This is a genomic window from Stenotrophomonas sp. 17(2023) (genome assembly GCF_030345315.1).
GTDB lineage: Bacteria > Pseudomonadota > Gammaproteobacteria > Xanthomonadales > Xanthomonadaceae > Stenotrophomonas > Stenotrophomonas acidaminiphila.
The window spans coordinates 2,910,367-2,929,472 of the sequence record NZ_CP128405.1; the positions used below are offsets into that span (position 1 = coordinate 2,910,367).

Sequence of the window (19,106 nt, forward strand, 5' to 3'; positions counted from 1 at the left end):
GCCCGCCGCCCCCCTGCCAGCCCGCACCCCACGCCCCCGCCCGCGCCGCGGCCCGGGGCGCGCGGCCGCGCCATGCGCGGCCGGCCGCGGCGCGCCGGGCTACACTGGCCGCCGCTTTCCCCTGTCCCATGCTCACGAGGCCCCGCCACGCATGCTGTACGCGCAAGTCCACCTGACCCTCCCCGCCTGGATCCACGAAGTCGTCGATACCAGCCGCGCGTACCCCGGCGATGACGCCAAGGTGGCGCTGGCGATCGAGCTGTCGCGGCTGAACGTGGACGCGCAGACCGGTGGCCCGTTCGGCGCGGCGGTGTTCGGCCCGGACGACCGCGTCATCGCCGCGGCGGTAAACCGGGTGGTGCCGCACTGCACCTCGCTGGCGCATGCCGAGAACATGGCCTACATGCTGGCGCAGCAGCGGCTGCAGAGCCCGCGCCTGAACGACGTGCTGTCGCCGGTGACCCTGGCCACGTCCTCGCAGCCGTGCTGCCAGTGCTACGGCGCGACCATCTGGGCCGGCATCGACCGCCTGCTGATCGGCGCCAGCGCCGCCGACGTCGAGGAGCTGACCGAATTCGACGAGGGCCCGCTGCCGGCCGACTGGGTCGGCGAACTGAACCGTCGCGGCATCGAGGTGGTGCAGGGCCTGCACCGCGATGCCGCGCGCGCGGTGCTGCGCCATTACGGCCACAGCGACGGCGCGCGCTATTGATCCGGCGCACCCGCGCGATGCGCGCGGGCTTGCCTTCCGCCTCACTCCAGGGACTTACATGACCGGCCTGTTGTGCTACTGCCGCCAGGGCTTCGAGCCGGAGCTGGCCGCCGAACTGACCGAGCGCGCGGCCCATGCCGGCATCGCCGGCTACGCGCGCACCCGGCGCAACGATGGCTACGTGGTGTTTGCCAGCGACGACGCCGACGCGCTCGACCGCGCGCTGCCGTGGCGCGGGCTGATCTTCGCGCGGCAGAAGCTGCGCCTGCTGGCCGAACTGCCGCAGCTGGACCCGGCCGACCGCATCAGCCCGATCATCGCCGCACTGCAGGGCCAGCCGCGCTGCGGCGAGCTGTGGGTGGAACACCCCGACTCGGACGCGGGCAAGCCGCTGGCCGGGCTGGCACGCAGTTTCGGCAACGCGCTGCGCCCGGCGCTGCGCAAGGCCGGACTGCTGACCGACAAGGACAACACCCGGCTGCCGCGCCTGCACGTGGTGTTCGTCGATGGCACGCATGCCTTCGTCGGCGTCGCCGACACCCGCGACAGCGCGCCGTGGGCGCTGGGCATCCCGCGCCTGAAGCTGCTGCCCGAGGCGCCCTCGCGTTCGGCGCTGAAGCTGGACGAGGCACTGCTGACCCTGCTCACGCCCGAGGAACGCGAGGCGCTGGTCAAGCCGGGCATGCGCGCGGCCGACCTGGGCGCCGCGCCCGGTGGCTGGACCTGGGTACTGACCCGCCAGCACCTGCGCGTGACCAGCATCGACAACGGCCCGCTGCGCCAGCACGTGCTCGACACCGGGCTGGTCGACCACCTGCGCGCCGACGGCTTCCACTGGCAGCCGGAAACGCCGCTGGACTGGATGGTCTGCGACATGGTCGAACAGCCGCGACGGGTGGCCGAGCGCATGGCCACCTGGATGCGCGAAGGTTGGTGCCGGCATGCGATCTTCAACCTCAAGCTGCCGATGAAGAAGCGCTGGGACGAGACCCGCCTGTGCCTGGACCTGTTCGCCGCGCAGGCCGGGCGGCCGCTGACCGTGCGCGCCAAGCAGCTGTACCACGACCGCGAAGAGATCACCGTGCTGGCGATGCCGGCACGCGCCTGAGCGGCGCTGGCGGCCGCCCCGGCGGCGCGGGACTTTCGCCTGCAACCGCCGGCCGCGCGGCGGCGCGGCTCTGGCACACTGCGGCCCTTGCCCGCCGGGAGAGCGCCGCCATCGTCCGTCACGTCCTGTTGCGCCATGCCGCCACCACGCTCGGCCTGGCCCTGTGCGCCGCCGCGGCCGCCTCCGATTTCGTGGTCCGCGACCATGTCGGCGACGGCGTGTTCACGGCCGGCATCGAAGGCCCGGCGAGCGGCGCGGACGGCGCGCTGTACGTGGTCAACCTCGGCCGCGACGGCACCATCGGCCGCGTCGATGCCAACGGCAACGCCGAGCTGTTCGTCAGCCTGCCCGCGGGCAGCATCGGCAACGGCATCCGCGTGGCCGGCGACGGCGCGCTGCTGGTGGCCGACTATTCCGGGCATGCCGTGCTGCGGGTGGACCCGGCCACGCGCGCGGTGTCGGTGTTCGCCCGCCTGGACGGCGCGCACCAGCCCAACGACATCGCGCAGGCGCCCGACGGCACGCTCTATGCCAGCGACCCGGACTGGGCCAACCCGGACAACGGCCAACTGTGGCGCATCGACCGCGACGGCCGCGCATCGCTGCTCGAGACCGGCATGGGCACCACCAACGGCATCGAGGTCAGCCCCGACGGCCGCCGCCTGTATGTCAACGAGAGCGTGCAGCGCACGGTGTGGGTGTACGACCGCGGCGACGACGGCGCGCTGTCCAGCAAGCGCCTGCTGATCCGCTTCGACGACCACGGCATGGACGGCATGCGCTGCGACGCCGACGGCAACCTGTACATCGCCCGCTACGGTGCCGGGGTGGTGGCCATCGTCTCGCCCGCCGGCCAGCTGCTGCGCGAGGTGCCGCTGCGCGGCCGCAAGCCCACCAATGTCGCCTTCGGCGGTGCCGATGGCCGGCAGGTGTTCGTGACCCTGCAGGACCGCGGCGCCATCGAGACCTTCCGCGCCGACCGCCGCGGGCGTGAATACGGGCAGTGAGGCCGCGGCGCCGGGCGGCCGCGCGGCGTCTCATCCCACGCAACCGCGATCAGGCATGCTGTGGACCCTGGGAGGACACGCATGCATGCCATCGAACTGAAGGACCCGGCCGGCTTCGGCAATGAATTCCTGCGCCTGACCCTGCTGCAGGGCTTCCAGTCGCTGACAAAGCGCGACCTGGAGCTGTTGATCTTCGTGCTGCTCGAACGCGACGGCGCGGTCGACCGCGGCGCCTCCAACGCCACGGTGGCGCTGCAGCTGCGGGTGACCCCGGCCAAGGTCAAGGGCCTGCGCCGCGACGGCTACGCGCGCTGGCGGGCGCTGGTGCCCGAGGACGCCGACGCCGCGCTGCAGCGCATCGTCGCCACCGTGCTGACCGAAGCCAACCTGCGCTCGGGGGCCAAGCACGTGAGCGAGCGCAGCCGCAAGGATGGCTTCCTGGCCGTGCGCATCGAGCACCCCGACGATGCCCAGCGCTTCGAGCAGGCGATCCTGGAAGTCGGCGCGCTGCCGGTCTACGAGCGCAACCGCGAGGTGGTGGCGGTGCGCTTCGACACGCTGCTGAAGATCGCCGAGCGCTGGGGTTTCCTGCAGCCCGACCCGCAGGCGACGGTGGCGGCGCTGAAGAAGCTGGCCCCGACGTCGGAGGAAGTGGCCGACCTGCTGAAGAAGGACGTCGCGCAGCTGCGCTGGGACGACGTGCGCCGCGCCCTGAACAGCCTCGGCGCCAAGGCGGTCAGTTCCACGGTAGAGGGCGGCCTGAAGGGCCTGCTGAAGCTGGCCTTTCCGTTCATCCCGGGCTGAGGCGGCAAACCCGGCCGGCGCTGAACCGGCGGCGACATTCAGCCGGCCTGCATGGGTTCTTGCGGCAGGTTCAACCGCGGCGGGCCAGGCATTCGGGGGCGCGTTTTCCCTCACTGGAGTGCGCCCATGAACGTTTCCCGCCCGCTGCTTCCCGCCCTGCCACTTTGCGCGGCCAGTGCCCCGGCGCAGGCCGGGGAAACCGGCAGCACCACGCGCATCGACAAGGGCACGCCGGCCACGGTGACCCCGGAAGAACCCGATCCGGTCCGTGGCGACTACCATATCGACTTCGCCACGCTGGACCGCGACCACGACGGCTTCATCAGCCGCCGGGAAGCCCAGGCCAACCCCACGCTCGCGCGCGAGTTCGATGCGCTCGACACCCACCGCAGCGGCCGCCCGGACAAGGCGCAGCTGGAAGGCTGGATGACGCAGTGAGGGCGGGCGGCCCGGCAGGCGAGCCCCGTCGTCCGTCCCCGAGGTCTGCCGTGATCCGTCCCTGCCTGCCTACCCTTGCCCTGCTGCTGGCCGCCACTGCGGCCCTGCCTGCACTGGCGCAGCATGCCCCGCGCGACAGCGCCGTCACCGCACCGCTGCCGGCGGCGCCGGCCGGGGTGCGCGCGCAGCCGCTGGCCAGCGGCGCGGTCACCCACCAGGTGCGCCTGCCGGGCGAACCCGGCCAGGCCACGGTGATCGTGCGTTCGATCCAGCCGGACAGCGTGGCCGGCAACTACCGCATCGATTTCCAGGCGCTGGACGTGGACGGCGACGGCTTCATCAGCCGCGAGGAAGCGCAGGCCAACCCGGCGCTGGCCGACGAGTTCAACGCGCTCGACAGCGCCCGGCGCGGCAAGCTGGCGCGCGAGCAACTGGCCGGCTGGCTGGTGGACTGAACCCGGCTACAGGCCGGAGGCGCGCTTCCAGAACAGCGACAGCAGCGGCGGCATGCGCCCGGCCAGGCCGAGCAGCGCGCCGCGCGCCAGGGTCAGGTGCATCTCGTCGTTGGAGAACACCCGGTTGATCGCGTCGAAGCCATACGCGGCGACGGTGTTGTCGCTGCGCCGCACCCGCGCCCAGCGCCGCAGCCGGTGCGGCGCGGCCCAGTCGGCGCGGCGCTGGTGCGCGTCGCGCACCAATCCGCGCAGCGCGGCCACGTCGCGCAGGCCGAGGTTGACGCCCTGCCCGGCCAGCGGGTGCACCACGTGCGCGGCGTCGCCCAGCACCAGTACGCGGCCGGCGACATAGTCGCTGGCCAGCTGCCGGCGCAGCGGGAAGGCCGCGCGCGGCGAGACCGGGCGCATCGCCCCCAGGCGGCCGGCGAAGGCGTTGGTCAGTTCGCGGCCGAAGGCCTCGTCGTCCAGCGCCAGCACCCGCTCGGCCTCGGCGTCGGGCAGGGTCCAGACGATGGAACTGCGGTGCGTGTCCACCGGCAGCACCGCCAGCGGGCCGGTATCGAGGAAACGCTGCCAGGCGGTGGCTTCGTTGGGGCGCTCGCTGTCCACGTAGCCAACCACGCCGCGCTGGCCGTAGTCGTGGCGCGACACCTCAAGCCCGGCCAGCGCGCGCAGGGTGGACTCGCCGCCATCGGCGGCGATGGCCACCGCCGCGTCGACCCGGCGGCCGTCGTCCAGGCGCAGGCGCACGCCGCGCTCGTCCTGCTCCATCGCCTCGACCCGCGCCGGGCAATGCAGGTGCACGCCGGCACCGGGCAGTGCCGCCCACAGCCGGTCCACCAGCAGGCCGTTCTCGACGATCCAGCCCAGCTCGCGGCGCCCCAGGGCGTCGGCATCGAAGGCCAGTTCGCCACCACCGGCCGCGTCCCACACCCGCATCCGCAGGTAGGGGTGCGCCCGGGCCTGCGCCACCTGCGGCCACACGTCCAGCGATGCCAGCAGCGCGGCGTTGTCGTGGGCGAAGGCGAACACGCGCAGGTCCGGCCGCTGCGCCGACCACGGCGCCGGCTCGCGCCCTTCCACCAGCGCCACCTGCAATCCTTCCCGTGCCAGCGCCAGCGCGCAGGTGCTGCCGACCACGCCCGCACCGACCACAACCGCATCCAATCCGCCACGCCGGCTCATTGCACCTGGCTCCTGCACAGTGCGGGCACCTGCCCGCGGAATCCCATCGCGCCGCCGACCAGGAAAGACTGCAGCGGCGCGGCCTGCGCGGCGGCCACCAGCCCGAGGCTGCGCAGCGGCCGCAGCAGCGGCGCCGGGTTGCCGGTCAGGCGCGCCAGCCCGTCGGAGAAGGCCAGGGTCTGCTCGCGGTCGGGCGCGCGGCGCTGCACATAGGCCTGCAGCAGGTCGTCGGCGCCCGGGTCGCGCGCGGCATCGCCGATCAGCTCGGCCAGGGTCAGCGCATCGCGCAGGCCCAGGTTGAAACCCTGCGCGCCCAACGGGTGGATGGTCTGCGCGGCGTTGCCCAGCAGCAGTGCGCGCTCGCCGACCAGGTGCCGCGCCAGCACCTGGACCAGCGGGTAGGCGCTGCGCGGGCCGCTTTCCAGCAGCCGCCCGGCGCGCCAGCCCAGCACCGCCTGCACGCGCTGCAGCCAGGCGCTGTCGTCCAACGCCTGCACCGCGTCGGCCGCGTCGCGGGCCACGCCATGGACCAGGCCGTAGTGGCGGTCGCCGCGCGGCAGCAGCGCGGTCGGGCCGGTGTCGGTGAAACGCTCCCAGGCGGTGCCGTCCGGTGCCTTGGCGGTGCGCACCCGGGCCACGAACAGGGTCTGCAGGTAATCGTGCTCGCTGGCCTCGATGCCCAGCGCCTGGCGCACCGCGCTGCGGGTGCCGTCGGCGCCGACCACCAGCCGCGCGCGCAGGCGGCGCTCGCCGCTGGCATCGGCGATGCGCACCTCGCGGCGGCCATCTGCGCAGTCGCCCAGGCCGACGAACGTCGCCGGGCGGTAGCGGGTCAACCGCTGCAGGTCGCCCAGGCGCGCCTCCAGCGCGTGGCCGAAATCGCGCGCCACCACCACCTGGCCGAAGGCATCGCGGCCGTAGTCGCCGGCGTCCAGCAGCACGCGGCCGAAATCGCCGGCGCGGCTGACGTGGATGCGGCGGATCGGGCCGGGCGGCCCCTGCAGGCGCTGCATCACGCCCAGCGCGGTGAGCGCGTTGACCGTGGCCGCGGCGAAACTGAGGTTGCGCTGGTCGAACACCGCCGGCAGCGCCCCGGCCGGGGTCGCTTCCACCAGCCCCACGTCCAGCCCCAGCCGGTCCAGGGCGATGGCCAGGCTGGCACCGACCAGTCCGCCACCGACGATCACCACATCATGAAGGTCGCTCATGCCGCCATGATAAAGGCTCGGCCGCCGCGATCGCCGCCGCGATGCCGCGCCGCAACCGCGGCCCCGGCGCGACTGCGGCTAGAATGGCGGTCTGATTCCGCCAGATCCTTCATCATCATGACCGCCAACGTCCAACGCACCTTCGTCCTGACCCTGCTCGTGCTGCTGATGGTCGGCACCCGCATCAACCATTTCGCGCCGATCCCGGACGCGTCCTGGGCGGTGTTCTTCATCGGCGGCTTCTACCTGCGCAGCTGGACCCGCTGGGCGTTCCCGCTGCTGATGGCGCTGGCGGTGGCGGTCGACTGGGCCGTGATCAGCGGCCAGGGCATGGATTTCTGGGCGCACTACTGCGTGTCGGCCGGCTACTGGGCGCTGGTCCCGGCCTACTTCGCCATGTGGGCCGGCGGCATGCTGCTGCGCCGCGCCTACACCGGCGCCAGCTGGCGCGCGCTGGGCCTGTTCGCCGCGACCCTGGTCGGCGCGGTGGTGGTGTGCCACCTGTTCGCGCAGGGCGGCTTCTACTGGACCAGCGAAGTCGTCGCCGAGCCGACCGTCGCCGGCTGGTTCAAGAACTACACCGACTGGCTGCTGCCGTACATGCGCACCGCGGCCCTGTACACCGGCATGGCGGCGCTGGCACAGGTCGCCGCCGAGGCGTTCGCGCGCCAGTCGGCCGCCGACCGCATCGCGCACTGAGCGGCCGCGCACCATGGGCAACCGGCTCTCCAGGATCTACACCCGTACCGGCGACGACGGCAGTACCGGCCTGGGCGACGGCAGCCGTACCGGCAAGGACTCGCTGCGGGTCAATGCCTACGGCACCGTGGACGAGGCCAACTCGGCCATCGGCGTGCTGCTGGCGGTGGCACTGCCGGACGACGTGCGCGCGCTGCTGACCACGATCCAGCACCAGCTGTTCGACCTGGGCGGCGAGCTGTGCATTCCCGGCCATGCCGCCATCCAGGCCGCCGACATCGATGCACTGGAACGGCACCTGGACCGCTACAACGACGACCTGCCGCCGCTCAAGGATTTCATCCTGCCGGCCGGCGGCGAGGCGGCGGCGCGCTGCCACCTGGCGCGCACCATCGTGCGCCGCGCCGAGCGCGAGGCCGTGGCCCTGTCCCGGGTCGAGGCCGTGCGTGGCGAGGCGGTGCGCTACCTGAACCGCCTGTCCGACCTGCTGTTCGTGCTGGCGCGGGTGCTGGCGCGGGCCGACGGCCACGGCGAAGTGCTGTGGAACCACGAGCGCCGGCACGGCTGACGCCCCCCGGGGTGCCGCGCACACCTGGGCGCGGCCGGTTACAGTGCCGACATGCTCGTATTCACCCACACGGCCTGCCTGGGCCATGACCCCGGCCCCGACCATCCCGAATCGCCCGAACGGCTGCGCGCGGTGCTGGACGCACTGCGTGCCGCGTTCCCGGACCAGCTGGATTGGCGCGAGGCGCCGCCGGCCAAGCTCGGCGAACTGGCCCGGGTCCACACCCGCGAGCTGATCGACGACATGCTGCAGGCGCAGACCGCGCCGCTGCGGCGGATCGACCTGGACACCTTCACCTCGCCGGGCTCGGCCAGCGCCGCGCTGCACGCGGCCGGCGCCGGCGTGGCCGCGGTCGACGCGGTGATGCGCGGCCCCGACCGGCGCGCGTTCTGCGCGGTGCGCCCGCCCGGGCATCACGCCACCGCCGACACCGCGATGGGCTTCTGCCTGTTCAACAACATCGCCGTGGCCGCGGCCTACGCCCGCGACGTGCACGGGCTGGAACGGATCGCCATCGTCGATTTCGACGTCCACCACGGCAATGGCACCCAGGCGATCTTCGAGACCGACCCGCGGGTGGCCTACTACAGCAGCCACGAATCGGGCCTGTTCCCGTACTCCGGCAACATGCGCGAGCGCGGCGTGGGCAATGTCTGCAACATCCTGCTGCCGCCGGGCAGCGGCGGGTTCCGCTTCCGCAACACCTGGGCCGACGAGCTGCTGCCGCTGGTCGACGCCTTCCGCCCGCAACTGCTGTTCGTGTCGGCCGGTTTCGACGCCCACCTGCACGACCCGCAGGCCGACCTGATGGTCGAGACCGAGGACTTCGGCTGGCTGACGACCGAGCTGGCGGCACTGGCCGACCGCCATGCCGACGGCCGCCTGGTCTCCATGCTCGAGGGCGGTTACGACCTGCAGGCGCTGGCCGAATCCAGCGTGGCCCACGTCGATGCCCTGCTCGCCCGGTGACGGACGCATGAACCCGCTCCCGCGCCCCCGGCTGATCTTCATTGCCCCCATGCAGGCGATGCGGCAAGCTAGCGGCCATTTTTCCTGAATCCGATCCGCGTGCGCCCAGCCCTCCGCCTGCTTCCCCTGCCCCTGAGCATCGCCTTCGGACTGTCGGCGATGGCCAGCGAGAAGCCGGTGAACTGGAACCTGTGCCCGGCCACCGACGTGCTGCCGGCCTTCGACGAGGCGCCCAAGGCCGACCCGGCCGCGGCCGCCACCCGCGACCAGTTGCCGACCGACATCGAGGGCGACCAGCTCTCCGGCACCAGCACCATCCCCCTGTACAAGGGCAATGTGGCGCTCAAGCGCGGCGACCAGTTCATGGGCACCGACAACCTGCGTTTCGATACCGAAACCGGCAACTACATCGCCGACGGCAACGTGCGCTATTCGGATTCATCCATCCGCCTGACCGCCCGGCGCGCCGAGGGCAACCAAGAAACCGACAGCCACAAGATCAGCGACATCGAGTACCAGCTGGTCTCGCGCCGTGGCAACGGCAGCGCCGACTCGATCGACCTGCAGGGCTCGGTCGGGCAGATGCACCGTTCCACCTACACCACCTGCGATCCGTCGCAACCGGTGTGGAAGCTGGCCGCGCCGCAGATCGAGGTGGACAACGACGAAGGCTTCGGCACCGCCCGCAACGCGGTGCTGCGCGTCGGCAAGGTGCCGGTGATGTACATGCCGTGGTTCAAGTTCCCGATCGACGACCGGCGCCTGACCGGCCTGCTCTATCCCAAGCTGAGCCAGTCCGGGCGCAACGGCTTCGACTATGCGCAGCCGATCTATTTCAACCTGGCGCCGAACTACGACGACACCCTGACCCCACGCTGGATGAGCCAGCGCGGGCTGATGCTGGACAACGAGTTCCGCTACCTCTACGGCGGCGGTCGTGGCCAGCTCGACACCGAATGGATGCCGAGCGATTCGCTGCGCGACCGGGAACGCGGCAAGATCACCTACAACGGCTACCACAACGTGGACCGGCACTGGCAGGCACGCGCGAACCTGGCCTGGGTCAGCGACGAGCGCTACATGGAGGATTTCGCCAGCCGCCTGCTCGGGGTGACCGCCTCCAACCTGCAGAGCACCGCCGGCCTGTACGGCACCGGCCGTACCTGGACCGCCGGCCTGATGGCCGACCAGTGGCAGCTGACCGACTACACCCTGACCGAGGCCGCCCTGCCCTACAGCCGGCAGCCGCGCCTGTTCGGCACCTGGGACGACAGCTTCGGCCGCTGGCTGGAAACCGGCGTCTACGCCGAGGCGGTGCGCTTCACCCACGACGACATCCGCGGCAAGACCATCGTCGACGGCGAATACGTGCGCGACGGCAGCCTGACCCGGGTCGACGGCGGCTCGCGCCTGGACATCAAGCCCTACGTGTCGATGCCGCTGGCCGGCGCCGCGTGGTACATCACCCCGACCCTGGCCTGGCGCTATACCGCCTACACGCTGGACCGCGGCCTGGCCGACGGCATCCGCCGCAACCAGCTGGTGGCCGCGGGCATCGACCCGGCCACGGCCACCCCGGAACAGCTGCGCGGCAACACCTCGCCGCACCGCAGCCTGCCCATCGCCAGCCTGGACATGGGGCTGTTCTTCGACCGCGAGACCGATATCGGTGGCAAGTCCTACCTGCACACCCTCGAGCCGCGCCTGTTCTACCTGAACACTCCGTACCGCGACCAGCGCGACCTGCCGCTGTTCGACACCCGTGCCTTCACCTTCAGCTGGGGCCAGCTGTTCCGCGACTCGCGCTTCACCGGCGCCGACCGCCAGAACGACGCCAACCAGCTGACCACGGCGCTGACCACGCGCCTGATCCGCCAGGCCGACGGCCGCGAGAAGCTGTCGGCCAGCATCGGCCAGATCTCCTACTTCGACGATTCCCGGATCACCCTCGGCAGCGGCGACGCGATCGTCCAGCAGGGCAACTCGGCCTGGGTCGCCGACGTCAACTGGGCGATCAACGACCGCTGGACCCTGGGCAGCACGTACCAGTGGAACCCGAAGTACCGCAAGGAAGACCTGTCCAGCGTGCGCGCGCGCTACCTGCTGCCCGAGGACGGCGTGGTCAACCTGACCTACCGCTACCGGCGCAACCCCAGCACCAACGTCGACCAGCTCAAGCAGGCCGACCTGTCGTTCCTGTACCCGATCAACCCGCGCTGGAGCATCGTCGGCCGTTACTACTACTCGATGCTCGACAACAAGCCGCTGGAAATCATCGGCGGCGTGCAGTGGGACAGCTGCTGCCTGGCGGTACGCGCGCTGGCCCGGCGCTACGTGCGCAACCGCGAGGGCGAGATGAACAATTCCCTGCAGGTCGAGTTCGTGCTCAAGGGCCTGAGCTCGGTCGGGCAGGACACGGACCGCACCTTGCGCCGTGCTATTCTCGGCTACAACCGAGACGACCTGTACCTCGTTCCGCCCAGCAACATCGAGGCGAACGACGACGACTACGATCCGAACCTGATTCCATGACCAAGACCCTACCCGCAGTCCTCGCCACCCTGCTGGCGCTTGCCGGCGTGTCCGCACCGGCCGCCGCGCAGCAGACGCAGCCGCTGGACCGCATCGCCGCCGTCGTCGACGAGGACGTGATCCTGCAGAGCGAACTGCAGCGCGCGGTCAACAACATCAAGTCCCAGTACGCCGGCCGCGAGCACCAGCTGCCGCCGCAGGGCGTGCTGGAACGCCAGGTGCTCGAACGCCTGGTACTGGTCAAGCTGCAGGTCGCCCGCGCCGAGAGCAGCGGCATCCGCGTCAATGGCGAGGAACTGAACCACGCCGTGGCCAGCATCGCCCAGCAGAACGGCACCGACGTGGACGGCCTGCGCCAGCGCCTGGCCCAGGACGGCATCGGCTTCGAGGATTTCCGCAGCTCCGTGCGCGAAGAGATCATCACCCAGCGCCTGCGCCAGAGCTTCGCACAGAGCCGGATCAGCGTCAGCGAGGGCGAGGTCGACGCGGCGCTGGCGCAGCAGAATGCCGGCGGCATGCAGTACCACCTGGCGCACATCCTGGTGGCCCTGCCGGATGGCGCCAGCGCAGAGCAGATCGCCACCGGCCAGAGCAAGATCGACGGCATCAAGAACCTGATCGGCAAGGGCGAGCTGGACTTTTCCGCCGCCGCGGTGCGCTATTCGGACAGCCCCAACGCGCTGGAAGGCGGCGACCTGGGCTGGCGCAGCCTGGACGAGATCCCCAATGCGTTCTCCGTGCAGATCAAGGCGATGAAGGCCGGCGACGTGATCGGCCCGATCCGTGGCCCGAGCGGCTTCCAGCTGCTGAAACTGGTGGAAGTGCGCGACAGCGACAACGCGGCCGGCACCCATACCGTCACCGAGTACCACGCCCGCCACATCCTGGTGCGGGTGACCGACCAGGTGGACGATGCCGCGGCCAAGGCCCGGATCGAGACCCTGCGCGCGCGCATCGCCGGCGGTGCCGATTTCGAGGCCGTCGCCAAAGAGTCGTCCGAGGACACCAACAGCCGTGGCCAGGGCGGCGACCTGGGCTGGTTCCCGGCCGATGCGTTCGGCCCGGACTTCGGCCGCCAGGTCGAGAGCGTGCAGGACGGCGGCGTCACCGCGCCGTTCCGCACCGATGCCGGCTGGCACATCGTGCAGCGCGTGGCCACCCGCCAGACCGACGTGACCGACGACAACAAGCGCGCGCAGATCCGCGACCAGATCGGCCGCCGCAAGCTGGACGACGAGTACAACCGTTTCCTGCAGGAGCTGCGTGGCGACGCGTACGTCAGCTTCCGCACCGGCGACCGCGCCGAGGGCACCGCCGAGCCGGCCGCCGGCACGGCCGAACCCGCCAAGCCCTGATCCCATGGTTCCCCAGCTCGCTCTGGTCCCGGGCGAGCCTTCCGGGGTCGGCCCGGAACTCTGCGTCCGGCTCGTCCAGCAGCCGCGCAGCGATTGCCGGCTGCTGGCATTCGCCGACCCCGACACGCTGCGCGCCGCCGCCGCCGCGCTCGACCTGCCACTGAACCTGCTGCCCGAAGACGCCCACGCATCGGCGCCGGGCGACCTGCGCCTGCGCGACGTGCGCAACGCCGCGCCGTGCCGCTTCGGCCAGCCCGACCCGGCCAACGCGCGCGCGGTGATCGACGCCCTGCTCGGCGCCGGCCAGGCCTGCCTGGATGGCAGACTCGACGGCGTCGTCACCGGACCGGTGCACAAGGCGGCGATCAACGAAGGCGGCATCGCCTACAGCGGCACCACCGAACTGCTGGCCCGGCAGGCCGGCGTCGAGGTGGTGATGATGCTGGCCAACGCGCACATGCGCGTGGCCCTGGCCACCACCCACCTGCCGCTGCGCGCCGTGCCCGATGCGATCACCGCCGCGGGCCTGCGTACGGTCATCGGCACCACCCACGCCGCGCTGCGCCGCGACTTCGGGCTGGAGCGGCCGCGCATCGCCGTGCTCGGCCTGAACCCGCACGCGGGCGAGGACGGGCACCTCGGCCGCGAGGAACTGGACGTCATCATCCCGCTGCTGGAACGCCTGCGCGGCGAAGGCCTGGACCTGGCCGGGCCGCTGCCTGCCGACACCGCCTTCCTGCCGGCCAGGCTGCGCGGTTTCGACGCGGTGCTGGCGATGTACCACGACCAGGGCCTGCCGGTGCTCAAGTACAGCGGCTTCGAGCAGGCGGTGAACGTCACCCTGGGACTGCCCTACCCGCGCGTGGCGGTCGACCATGGCACCGCGCTGGACCTGGCGGGCAAGGGCACGGCCGACCCGTCCAGCCTGCAGGCCGCCACCTCGCTGTGCGCGCGGCTGGCCGCACAACGTAAAATCGCCCCATGAATCCCTCCCATTCCCCGCGCGCCGGCGCCGGCTTCACCGCGCCGGCGAAGAAGCAGCTCGGCCAGCACTTCCTGGCCGACGCGCACTACGTCGAGAAGATCGTGCTGGCGGTCAACCCCCGGCCCGGCGACCGCCTGGTCGAGATCGGCCCGGGCCAGGGCGCCATCACCTTCCCGCTGCTGCGCCGGCATCCGCAGCTGACGGTGATCGAGTTCGACCGCGACCTGATCGCGCCGCTCACCGCCGCGGCCGCGCCGCTGGGCGAGCTGACCATCGTCCACCGCGACGTGCTGCAGGTCGATTTCACCGAACTGGCCGGCGGTTCGCCGATCCGGCTGGTCGGCAACCTGCCCTACAACATCTCCTCGCCGATCCTGTTCCATGCGCTGGAACACGCCGCGGCGATCTCGGACATGACCTTCATGCTGCAGAAGGAAGTGGTGGACCGCATGGCCGCCGGCCCCGGCAGCAAGGTCTACGGCCGCCTGAGCGTGATGCTGCAGGCCTGGTGCCAGGTGACCTCGCTGTTCGTGGTGCCGCCGGGCGCGTTCCGGCCGCCGCCCAAGGTCGACTCGGCGGTGGTCCGGCTGGTGCCGCGCGACCCGGCCACGGTCGGCATCGCCGATCCGCAGCACTTCGCGCACCTGGTCAAGGCCGCCTTCGGGCAACGCCGCAAGACCCTGCGCAACGCCCTGAACGGCATCGTCGATGAAGCCGGCTTCGCCGCCACCGGCGTGCGCAGCGACGCGCGTGCCGAGCAGTTGGAGGTGGCCGACTTCATCGCCCTGGCCAACGCCACCGCCACCACTGCCTGACATCCGCTCACACCGCTTTTGCTTACACTTGCCCGCATGGACGATTCCCGCCAGTACGCGATCGAGATCGAGGTATCGCCTCGTTTCATCGACGAACAGTCGGCGCCCGAGGACGGGCGCTACGCGTTCGCCTACACGATCCGCATCCACAACCGCGGCAACGTGCCGGCGCGGCTGATCAGCCGCCACTGGCGCATCACCGACGCCAACGGCCGCACCGAGCACGTGGATGGCGACGGCGTGGTCGGCGAGCAGCCGCGGCTGCGCCCGGGCGAGGAGTTCCGCTACACCTCCGGGGTGATGCTCGGCACCGAGCGCGGCACCATGCAGGGCCACTACGACATGCTGGCCGACGACGGCACCGAATTCGCCGCGCCGGTCGCGCCGTTCGTGCTGTCCATTCCCAGGACCCTGCACTGATGGCGACCTGGGCGATCGGCGACCTGCAGGGCTGCTACGACGTTACCCAGCGGCTGCTGGAGAAGATCAACTTCGACCCGGCCGCGGACCGGCTGTGGTTCTGCGGCGACCTGGTCAACCGCGGCGGGCAGTCGCTGGAAACCCTGCGCCTGGTGCATTCGCTGCGCGAGCACAGCGTGGTGGTGCTGGGCAACCACGACCTGTCGCTGCTGGCCGTCGGCGCGCGCAGCGCCGAGGAGCAGCGCAAGGTCAACCCCGACCTGCAGCGCGTGGTGCTGGCCGAGGACCGCGACGCGCTGCTGGACTGGCTGCGCCAGCAGAAGCTGGTGCACGTGGACCGCAGCCTGGGCTGGATGATGTTCCATGCCGGCCTGGCGCCGAAGTGGACGGTGGCGATGGCCGAGCGGCATGCGCGCGAAGTGGAGCTGCAGCTGCACGGCAATGGCTACCGCAAGCTGCTGCGCAACATGTACGGCGACGGCCCCAGCTGGGCGCCCAACCTCACCGGCTACGACCGCTCGCGCGCGATCATCAACATCTTCACCCGCATGCGCTACTGCACGCCGCGCGCGCGCATCAGCATGGAAGACAAGGGCACGCCGGGCACCCAGCAGCTGGGCATGTACCCGTGGTTCGAAGTACCGGGCCGGGTCGAGCGCGAACTGAAGATGGTCTGCGGCCACTGGTCGGCGCTGGGCCTGACCATCACCCAGGGCGTGCACGCCATCGACACCGGCGCGGTGTGGGGGGGCAAGCTCACCGCATTGCAGCTGGACAGCGACGAACTGCGCGTGGTGCAGGTACCCGGCCGCGACGTGCCGGCGCCGGTGCCCGGCGCACATCCGCCGCGGCGGCCACCGTCCGAGCGCCGCGCCGAAGCAGGTACCGAGGCGCAGGGCGAACGCCGCGAGCGCCGCCGGCCACGCCGGCATCGGCCACACGCTGGCGGCAACAACACGGGCGGCAACAGCGGCGGTAACGGCGGCAACCCGGCGGGCACGCCCGGCAACAACGGCGGCGCCGCGCCCACCGCGTAACCTTCAGCAGGCGAGCGTCTGGCAGGCCTCCAGGCAGTTGCCATCGGCGTCGTGGAAGCGGAAATACACCACGCCGTCGCCACGCTCCAGTTCGCCGACATGCACGCCGCGCCGTTGCAACGTCGCCAGGGCGGCCGCCGCATCGGACGTGGCGAAAATCGGAAATGCCGCCTGCGCGCGTGGATCCACCGCCGGCGCGCCGGCCTTGCGCTGCCACAGGGTCAGGCTCGCGCCCTCCGCCAACGGCAGCACCGCCAGGCATTGGCCCGCATCCACGTACGTGGCCTGCAGGCCGAGTTTCGCGGCATACCAGGCAACGGCCGCCTGGTAATCGTCCACCGGCAGGATGAACGTGTCGATCCGATCGAACAGTGCGGTCATGCCCTTCTCCCCGGGGTGCAGGGTTTCGATGCCTGCGCGGGCCGTGCCAGGCACGCCGGCAGGTACAGGTACGGCAGGCCTGGGATCAGCGGCCCGCGCGGCGCACCCGGACCGGCGCATCGCGGCGACGTGCCGGAACGGCGGCGGTACCGCTCAGGAGCGCCGGCGCAGGTAATGGGCGAAACGGAAGGCGAACGCGTGCCGCGCATCGGCCGGGCGCGCCTGGCTGCGCACTTCCTGCCACAGCGCGGGGTCGACCTCGGGAAAATGGGTGTCGGCCGCCACGTCCGCATCCACCCAGGTCAGGTGCAGGTCGGTGGCCTGGTCGATCAGCAGCCGGTAGATCTCGCCGCCACCGATCACGCACAGCTCCCCGGCGGCCTCCGCGGCGGCAATCTCCCGGGCCTGCTCCACCGACGCCACCGCACGCATTCCCTCGAACGGCACCTGGCCGCCGCGGGTCAGCACCAGGTTGGTCCGGCCCGGCAGCGCGCGACCGAGCGACTGCGCGGTCTTGCGCCCCATCAGGATCGGCTTGCCGAGGGTGAGCGCCTTGAAATGCCTGAAGTCGTCGGGCAGGTGCCAGGGCATGGCGTTGTCGCGGCCGATGCCACGGTTGCGGTCCAGCGCGGCGATAAGCGACAGCTTCATCACACCGCCACCGGCGCCTTGATTGCCGGATGCGGGTCGTAGCCGTCGATGCGGATGTCGTCGAAGGCGAAGCCGAACAGGTCGGTCACCTCGGGGTTCAGCCACAGCGTCGGCAGCGCGCGTGGCGCGCGCGCAAGTTGTTCGCGGGCCTGCTCGAAATGGTTGGTGTACAGGTGGGCGTCGCCCAGCGTGTGCACGAAATCGCCCACGCCCAGCCCGGTGGCCTGCGCCACCATGTGGGTGAGCAGCGCATAGCTGGCGATGTTGAACGGCACGCCCAGGAAGATGTCGCCGCTGCGCTGGTACAACTGGCAGCTGAGCTTGCCGTCGGCGACGTAGAACTGGAACAGGGTGTGGCAGGGCATCAGCGCCATCTGCGGCAGCTCGCCCACGTTCCAGGCGCTGACCACCAGCCGTCGCGAGTCCGGATTGCGCCGGATCTCGTCCAGCAGCCACTGCATCTGGTCGATCTGGCGGCCGTCGGCCGCGGCCCAGCTGCGCCACTGCCTGCCGTAGACCGGGCCGAGGTCGCCGTTGGCATCGGCCCATTCGTCCCAGATGCCGACCTTGTTGTCCTTCAGGTAGCCGATGTTGGTGTCGCCCTTCAGGAACCACAGCAGCTCGTGGATGATCGAGCGCAGGTGCAGCTTCTTGGTGGTGACCAGCGGGAAGCCTTCATTGAGGTCGAAGCGCATCTGCCAGCCGAACACGCTGCGGGTGCCGGTGCCGGTGCGGTCGGCCTTGTCGGTGCCGTGTTCAAGCACGTGCCGCAGCAGGTCGAGGTATTGCTTCATTCTTCGCCTCCGGCGCAGGGCTTCACGCCTTGCCTCCGGCCGGCAGCGCCGGCTGCAGCGTCGGCGCGCGCCGCGACATCGCCAGCAGCACCAGCCCCAGCACGATCAGCGGCAGGCTCAGCAGCTGGCCGCGGGTGAACCAGTCGAAGGCCAGGTAGACGCCGTTGTCGGGCATGCGCACGAATTCCACCAGGAAGCGGAAGCTGCCGTACATCAGCGCGAACAGGCCGGACACCGCGTAGCGCGGGCGCGGCTTCATCGAGTACGCCCACAGCACCACGAACATCACCAGGCCTTCCAGCAGCGCTTCGTACAGCTGCGAGGGATGGCGCGCGTACTGGGTCAGCAGGCCCGCCGCGTAGTCTTGGCGGATCTGCGCGGCCGACAGCAGCTGCTCCATGGTCGGCAGGCCGGCCGGCACGTCCTTGAGCGGCGCATGCGGGAACACCACGCCCCAGCCGGCATGGGTGAACTTGCCCCACAACTCGCCGCCGACGAAGTTGCCGAGCCGGCCGAAGCCCAGCCCCAGCGGCACCAGCGGCGCCACGAAATCGATGGTGTCGAAGTAATGCAGCGCATGCTTGCGGGTCCACCACCAGCCGGCGGCCATGACCCCGAGCAGGCCGCCGTGGAAGCTCATCCCGCCCTCCCAGACGCGCAGCAGGATCAGCGGGTTGTGCAGGAAATCGGCGGTGGCGTAGAACAGCATGTAGCCGATGCGCCCGCCCAGCACCACGCCGAGCATGGCGTAGAACAGCAGGTCGGAAAACGCGTTCATGTCCACGCCCGGCAGGCGCCCGGCGCGGATGCGGACACGCCCCAGCCACCATGCCGCGGCGAAACCGAGCAGGTACATGATGCCGTACCAGTGCACCTTGATCGGCCCCAGGGAAAAGGCGATGGGGTCTATGTCGTGAAGGTAGATCATGCAGGCAGGTCCGGCGGACGAACCCCTATTCTCGGCGCAGCGCCCGCGGGGCTCA

Annotated in this window: 21 protein-coding genes; 15 read left to right on the forward strand and 6 right to left on the reverse strand. The window is 71.2% G+C overall.

Annotation, left to right across the window (positions count from 1 at the left end; genetic code table 11):
- Positions 1–151: 151 nt before the first annotated feature.
- The 6 genes from QQA12_RS13130 (at position 152) to QQA12_RS13155 (ending at position 4,524) form a co-directional block, all read left to right on the forward strand.
- Positions 152–712 (forward strand): nucleoside deaminase, encoded by a 561-nt coding sequence (locus tag QQA12_RS13130; RefSeq protein WP_054667519.1) that lies wholly within the window; start codon positions 152–154, stop codon positions 710–712.
- Positions 713–770: 58 nt separating this feature from the next.
- On the forward strand, positions 771–1,820 hold the full coding sequence (rlmM, locus tag QQA12_RS13135) for a 23S rRNA (cytidine(2498)-2'-O)-methyltransferase RlmM (protein ID WP_056932943.1): 1,050 nt from the start codon (positions 771–773) through the stop codon (positions 1,818–1,820).
- Positions 1,821–1,948: 128 nt separating this feature from the next.
- Positions 1,949–2,827 (forward strand): SMP-30/gluconolactonase/LRE family protein, encoded by an 879-nt coding sequence (locus QQA12_RS13140; protein WP_226049541.1) that lies wholly within the window; start codon positions 1,949–1,951, stop codon positions 2,825–2,827.
- Between the two features lie 81 nt (positions 2,828–2,908).
- Entirely contained in the window at positions 2,909–3,631 is a 723-nt protein-coding gene (locus QQA12_RS13145) for a hypothetical protein (RefSeq protein WP_054667523.1), read from the forward strand.
- Between the two features lie 126 nt (positions 3,632–3,757).
- Positions 3,758–4,069 (forward strand): hypothetical protein, encoded by a 312-nt coding sequence (locus QQA12_RS13150; protein WP_226049542.1) that lies wholly within the window; start codon positions 3,758–3,760, stop codon positions 4,067–4,069.
- Between the two features lie 50 nt (positions 4,070–4,119).
- Positions 4,120–4,524 (forward strand): EF-hand domain-containing protein, encoded by a 405-nt coding sequence (locus tag QQA12_RS13155; protein ID WP_225546640.1) that lies wholly within the window; start codon positions 4,120–4,122, stop codon positions 4,522–4,524.
- Positions 4,525–4,530: 6 nt separating this feature from the next.
- Here the strand turns inward: QQA12_RS13155 and QQA12_RS13160 are convergent, their stop codons facing one another.
- Complete coding sequence (locus QQA12_RS13160) at positions 4,531–5,709, reverse strand: UbiH/UbiF family hydroxylase (protein ID WP_226049543.1); 1,179 nt, start codon at positions 5,707–5,709, stop codon at positions 4,531–4,533.
- Positions 5,706–6,917: a 2-octaprenyl-6-methoxyphenyl hydroxylase gene (gene ubiH, locus QQA12_RS13165; protein WP_226049544.1), complete on the reverse strand. Its 1,212-nt coding sequence runs from the start codon at positions 6,915–6,917 to the stop codon at positions 5,706–5,708. The genes QQA12_RS13160 and ubiH overlap by 4 nt, the downstream gene beginning before the upstream one ends.
- 117 nt (positions 6,918–7,034) lie before the next feature.
- Between ubiH and QQA12_RS13170 the strand changes: the two genes are divergently transcribed.
- The 9 genes from QQA12_RS13170 (at position 7,035) to QQA12_RS13210 (ending at position 16,297) form a co-directional block, all read left to right on the forward strand.
- Positions 7,035–7,616 carry a hypothetical protein gene (locus QQA12_RS13170; protein ID WP_226049545.1) on the forward strand — a complete coding sequence of 194 codons (582 nt, stop codon included), beginning with the start codon at positions 7,035–7,037 and terminating at the stop codon, positions 7,614–7,616.
- 13 nt (positions 7,617–7,629) lie between these two features.
- A complete protein-coding gene (locus tag QQA12_RS13175) occupies positions 7,630–8,184 on the forward strand; it encodes a cob(I)yrinic acid a,c-diamide adenosyltransferase (protein WP_054668770.1) in 555 nt (184 codons plus the stop codon).
- 51 nt (positions 8,185–8,235) lie between these two features.
- Entirely contained in the window at positions 8,236–9,153 is a 918-nt protein-coding gene (locus QQA12_RS13180) for a histone deacetylase family protein (protein ID WP_054667537.1), read from the forward strand.
- 99 nt (positions 9,154–9,252) lie between these two features.
- On the forward strand, positions 9,253–11,685 hold the full coding sequence (gene lptD / locus QQA12_RS13185) for an LPS-assembly protein LptD (protein WP_226049546.1): 2,433 nt from the start codon (positions 9,253–9,255) through the stop codon (positions 11,683–11,685).
- The gene (locus tag QQA12_RS13190; RefSeq protein WP_226049547.1) at positions 11,682–13,040 is read left to right on the forward strand and encodes a peptidylprolyl isomerase; all 1,359 of its coding nucleotides are present in this window, start codon (positions 11,682–11,684) and stop codon (positions 13,038–13,040) included. Before lptD ends, QQA12_RS13190 begins: the two co-directional genes overlap by 4 nt.
- 4 nt (positions 13,041–13,044) lie before the next feature.
- Positions 13,045–14,025: a 4-hydroxythreonine-4-phosphate dehydrogenase PdxA gene (pdxA, locus tag QQA12_RS13195; RefSeq protein WP_226049548.1), complete on the forward strand. Its 981-nt coding sequence runs from the start codon at positions 13,045–13,047 to the stop codon at positions 14,023–14,025.
- The gene (gene rsmA, locus QQA12_RS13200; protein WP_054667546.1) at positions 14,022–14,840 is read left to right on the forward strand and encodes a 16S rRNA (adenine(1518)-N(6)/adenine(1519)-N(6))-dimethyltransferase RsmA; all 819 of its coding nucleotides are present in this window, start codon (positions 14,022–14,024) and stop codon (positions 14,838–14,840) included. The genes pdxA and rsmA overlap by 4 nt, the downstream gene beginning before the upstream one ends.
- A gap of 36 nt (positions 14,841–14,876) precedes the next feature.
- Positions 14,877–15,260, forward strand: coding sequence for a Co2+/Mg2+ efflux protein ApaG (gene apaG, locus QQA12_RS13205; RefSeq protein WP_054667547.1), 384 nt, complete (start codon positions 14,877–14,879; stop codon positions 15,258–15,260).
- Positions 15,260–16,297, forward strand: coding sequence for a symmetrical bis(5'-nucleosyl)-tetraphosphatase (locus tag QQA12_RS13210; protein WP_226049549.1), 1,038 nt, complete (start codon positions 15,260–15,262; stop codon positions 16,295–16,297). Before apaG ends, QQA12_RS13210 begins: the two co-directional genes overlap by 1 nt.
- A 3-nt stretch (positions 16,298–16,300) precedes the next feature.
- Here the strand turns inward: QQA12_RS13210 and QQA12_RS13215 are convergent, their stop codons facing one another.
- The 4 genes from QQA12_RS13215 to lgt all read right to left on the reverse strand — a co-directional run bounded on the left by QQA12_RS13215 (position 16,301) and on the right by lgt (position 19,051).
- Positions 16,301–16,678, reverse strand: coding sequence for a VOC family protein (locus QQA12_RS13215; RefSeq protein WP_226049550.1), 378 nt, complete (start codon positions 16,676–16,678; stop codon positions 16,301–16,303).
- 153 nt (positions 16,679–16,831) lie between these two features.
- Positions 16,832–17,329, reverse strand: coding sequence for a dihydrofolate reductase (locus QQA12_RS13220; protein WP_226049551.1), 498 nt, complete (start codon positions 17,327–17,329; stop codon positions 16,832–16,834).
- The gene (locus tag QQA12_RS13225; RefSeq protein ID WP_054667554.1) at positions 17,329–18,123 is read right to left on the reverse strand and encodes a thymidylate synthase; all 795 of its coding nucleotides are present in this window, start codon (positions 18,121–18,123) and stop codon (positions 17,329–17,331) included. Before QQA12_RS13225 ends, QQA12_RS13220 begins: the two co-directional genes overlap by 1 nt.
- A 22-nt stretch (positions 18,124–18,145) precedes the next feature.
- The gene (gene lgt / locus QQA12_RS13230) at positions 18,146–19,051 is read right to left on the reverse strand and encodes a prolipoprotein diacylglyceryl transferase (RefSeq protein WP_056932930.1); all 906 of its coding nucleotides are present in this window, start codon (positions 19,049–19,051) and stop codon (positions 18,146–18,148) included.
- Positions 19,052–19,106: the final 55 nt, after the last annotated feature.